Genomic DNA, 4,064 nt, shown 5'->3' with positions numbered 1-4,064 from the left:
GGGATCTCCTAGTGCAATGACACTTTGGGTGGGCTCACGGGCCGTGGCGGCAGGCGCCCCCAACCCGTCTGTCGGTCTCTTTTGGAGTGTTAGCACTCAAGCGTGTCGAGTGCTAGCAAGCGGATTATAGGGACGGCTGACGCCGATTCAAGGGGTGGGCCTGCGCCTACATGCTGTTGCTTGCCAACCCGCGCAGCCGCTCGGCGGTCGCTTCGTCCGCCGGGTAGAAGGCTTCCAGCGCCAGTTCCGCCAGCGTCACGTCGCGCGGCGTGCCGAACACGGTGGTGGTGGACAGCAGCGACATCGGCCCCACCGACGTGGCCAAGCGCAGCGGCACCGCGATGCCGCCCCAGGCGCCGGTGTCGGCTTCGTCGGCCTGCGGCGCCGGGGCGGGGTAGTCCTGCAATTCCTTCAGAAGTTCCACCAGCACCGCATCGCCGGTGGCCAGGATCTGCAGCCGCAGCCGCTCCAGCAGGTGGGCGCGCCACTGGGCCAGGTTGAGGATGCGCGGCGCCAGCCCTTGCGGGTGCAGGCTGAGCCGCAGCACGTTGACCGGCGGTGCCAGCAGCCCTGGCTTAGCGCCGGCCAGCAGCGCCGGCAGCACGCGGTTGGCGGCCACCAGCTGCCAGTGGCGGTCCACCGCCAGCGCCGGCCAGGGTTCATGGGCCTGCAGCACGGCTTGCACGGCGCGGCGCGCCGGCGCCATCGCCGGGTGGTCCAGCGGGCGCTCGGCGTACAGCGGGGCAAAGCCGGCCGTCACCAGCATCGCATTGCGCTCGCGCAGCGGCAGGTCCAGCCGGCCTGCCAGGCGCAGCACCATCTCGCGGCTGGGGGCGGCCTTGCCGCTTTCGATGCAGCTGAGGTGGCGCTGCGAAATGTCGGCCTCCGTCGCCAGCGCCAGCTGGCTCAGGTGCCGGCGAGCGCGCCACTCGCGCAGCAGGTCGCCGATGGTGGCGCCGCTCACGCTTCGGGCAGCGCGTCGATGAAGCCGCTGACCGTCTGCAGCCGGCCGCCGTTGAGCGTGGCGAAATCGGTGCCCTTGATCGGTGCTTCCACGCCCGCGGGCCCCAGGTGCCACGAGAAGCGCAGCTGGTCGCCATGGCCGTCGGCGCTGCCCTCGGCCAGCCGGAAGCGGAAATCCGGAAAGCGCTGCTGCACCGCGGCGATCAGGCCGTCGATCTGGCCATGGCCCCGGGCCTGCATCATCGGGTCGACGTAGCTGCCGTCCTCTGTCCACAGCGCCTGCAGCAGCTGCCGGCGGCGCGTGGGGTCAGTCTCGTTCCACAGGGCGATGTAGCGCTCGGCCAGCTGGCGGGCGCGGGCGCTGGTGTCGGGCGGGGTGCTGGCAAGGACGGTCATGGTCTGCTCCTGGTGGGTGCCGCCTCGTTGACGGCGCCGCCAGCTTCGCGCGCCTGGCGCAGGCGTTCAACGACCTCGCAGGTCATCGAACGTCGTCCGCCGGCCGGTCAACCGGCGGTGTCGCCGATGGTCACCATGCCGGGCTTCACGTCGTCGGCCACGCGTTCGCAGTAGGTCAGCGCGCCGTATTCCATCCAGATCGCGCCCGGCAGCAGCGGATCGACAGGATCACTCGAGACTGCCCGCCGGCCCGAAAAACTCGTAACGCATCTGCTCGGCGGGCACGCCCAGCGCGCGCAGCGACCGCTTGACCTCGCGCATGAAGGGCTGCGGGCCCAGGAAGTACGCCTCCACCTCGGCCGGCACGGCGGGCAGCCAGGCTTGCAGGCGTTGCTGGTCCAGCCGGCCGGTGGCGTGGTCGCCGGGCGCGGCTTCGTCGTACAGGTAAAAGCGCCGCAGCCGCGGGTGTTGCTCGGCCAGCGCATCCACCTGGGCGCCGAAGGCCTGCACGCCGGGCCGGCGCGCGCAGTGGATGAAATGGATCGGCCGCGTGTCGGCCTCGTCGGCCAGCGCCGCCTGCAGCATGGCCAGCGTGGGCGTGATGCCCACGCCGCCGCTGATCAGCACCAGCGGCCGCTGGCTGCCTGCGGCCAGCGTGAACTCGCCGGCCGGCGGAAACAGCGCCAGCGTGTCGCCGGCCGGCACCTGGTCGTGCAGGTGGTTGGACACCACGCCGCCCACCTCGCGCTTGACGCTGATGCGGTAGCTGCGGCCATTCGGCGCCGCCGACAGCGAGTAGTTGCGCCGCACCTCCTGCCCGGCTATCACCAGCTGCAGGCCGATGTACTGACCGGGGCGGAAATCGACCACCGGCCCGCCGTCCACCGGCAGCAGGTGGAAGCTGGTGATCTCGTCGCTCTCGCGCACCTTGTCGATCACGCGGAAGTCCCGGGCGCCGCGCCAGCCGCCGGGCGCTGCGGCCAGCGTGTCGTACTGCTGCGCCTCGGCGCCGATCAGCAGGTCGGCCAGCTGCTGGTAGGCGGCGGCCCAGGCGGCGATCACCCCGTCGGTGGCCACGTCGGCACCCAGCACCTCGCGGATGGCGCGCAGCAGGCAGCCGCCCACGATGGGGTAGTGCTCGGGCAGCACCTGCAACGCCACATGTTTGTTGACGATCTGCGCCGCCAGCGGGCCCAGCGCCTCCAGCCGGTCGATGTTCTTCGCATAGGCCAGCACACCGTTGGCCAGTGCGCGCGGCTGGGCACCGCTGGCCTGGTGGGCAGCGTTGAACAGGGGGCGGACCTCGGGGTGCTCGGCCAGCATCAGCCGGTAGAAGTGGGTGGTCAAGGCTTGGCCGCCGGTTTCAAGCAGCGGCACGGTGGCGCGGACGATCGCGCGTTGGGCTTCGGTGAGCATGGGGTTCTCCGTGAGGGACGAATCCCCCATCGCAATCGCCGAGCCAGGGGCCAGCGCATGATGAATCAAGCACTTGCAGCGGGATGCAGTCGAACTGACCGCGCGACAATCGCGTCAATCGGACAAGAAGAGGTCGAAATGACGCCTTCCCAGTGGCTGGATGCCATCGTGCCCCTGGTGGCCGACCTGTCGCGTGACCTGCCCGAGTCCGAGCGCTTTCGCCGGCTGCTGCAGGGCCTGCGCAGCGTGCTGCCCTGCGACGCCGCGGCCCTGCTGCGGCTGGAAGGCGAGGTGCTGCGGCCCATGGCCACCGATGGACTGAGCGCTGACACGCTGGGCCGGCGCTTTCGCGTGGCCGACCACCCGCGCCTTCGCGAGCTGCTGGAAGCGCCCGGCCCGCTGCGCTTTGCGGCCGAGTGCGACCTGCCCGACCCCTACGATGGCCTGGTGGACGGCGTGCAGGGCCACCTGCCGGTGCACGACTGTCTGGGCTGTGCGCTGCACCTGGCCGACGGCAACGGCCGGCCCTGGGGCCTGTTGACGCTGGATGCGCTGCAGCCGCAGCGCTTCGATCAGGTGGACCTGAAGCTGCTGGACACGCTGGCGGCCCTGGCCGCCGCCACCGTGGCCGCGGCCGAGCGCATCGGCCAGCTCACCACCAGCGTGGAGCGCTACCGGCTGGCCGCCCAGCCGGCCGGCCAGCGCCTGATCGGCCAGAGCGCTGCCCACCGTGCGCTGCTCAAGGAAATCGCGCTGGTGGGCGCCAGCGACCTGTGCGTGCTGATCCAGGGCGAAACCGGCGTGGGCAAGGAACTGGTGGCCCAGGCGCTGCATGCCGCCTCGCCGCGCGCGGCGCAGCCCATGGTCAGCATCAACTGCGCGGCGCTGCCTGACACGCTGGTGGAAAGCGAGCTCTTCGGCCACGTGAAGGGTGCCTTCACCGGCGCCACCACCGACCGCGCCGGCAAGTTCGAGCTCGCCCATGGCGGCACGCTGTTCCTGGATGAAGTGGGCGAACTGGCCAAGCCGGTGCAGGCCAAGCTGCTGCGGGTGCTGCAAAGCGGCCAGCTGCAACGCCTGGGCTCCGACCGCGAGCGCCATGTGGACGTGCGCGTGATCGCGGCCAGCAACCGCCACCTGGCGCAGGAAGTGAAGGCCGGCCGCATGCGTGCCGACTTCTACCACCGGCTCAGCGTGTACCCGTTGCAGGTGCCGCCGCTGCGTGAGCGGGGCCGCGACGTGCTGCTGATCTGCGGCCACTTCCTGGAACAGAACCGCGCCCGCCTGGG

The 4,064-nt window shown here is 71.2% G+C and carries 4 protein-coding genes; 1 reads left to right on the top strand and 3 read right to left on the bottom strand.

All coding sequences use genetic code 11. The features are described 5' to 3' along the window. Positions 1-166 precede the first annotated feature (166 nt). The 3 genes from ABNT58_RS12785 to hmpA form a co-directional block, all read right to left on the bottom strand. Entirely contained in the window at positions 167-964 is a 798-nt protein-coding gene (locus tag ABNT58_RS12785) for a helix-turn-helix transcriptional regulator (RefSeq protein WP_348753857.1), read from the bottom strand. Beyond that, a complete protein-coding gene (locus ABNT58_RS12780; RefSeq protein ID WP_348753856.1) occupies positions 961-1,359 on the bottom strand; it encodes a nuclear transport factor 2 family protein in 399 nt (132 codons plus the stop codon). The genes ABNT58_RS12785 and ABNT58_RS12780 overlap by 4 nt, the downstream gene beginning before the upstream one ends. 228 nt (positions 1,360-1,587) lie before the next feature. Next, entirely contained in the window at positions 1,588-2,775 is a 1,188-nt protein-coding gene (gene hmpA, locus ABNT58_RS12775; protein WP_348753855.1) for an NO-inducible flavohemoprotein, read from the bottom strand. 138 nt (positions 2,776-2,913) lie between these two features. On the opposite strand from hmpA, the gene norR reads away from it, so the two are divergent. Next, positions 2,914-4,064, top strand: a 1,151-nt coding sequence (gene norR, locus ABNT58_RS12770; protein ID WP_348753854.1) for a nitric oxide reductase transcriptional regulator NorR, incomplete at its 3' end; no start/stop codon positions are given.

This window comes from uncultured Aquincola sp. (assembly GCF_964001545.1).
GTDB lineage: Bacteria > Pseudomonadota > Gammaproteobacteria > Burkholderiales > Burkholderiaceae_C > Aquincola.
The sequence above is the reverse complement of the archived record's forward strand: the minus strand, read 5'-3'. Positions and strand labels throughout refer to the sequence as shown.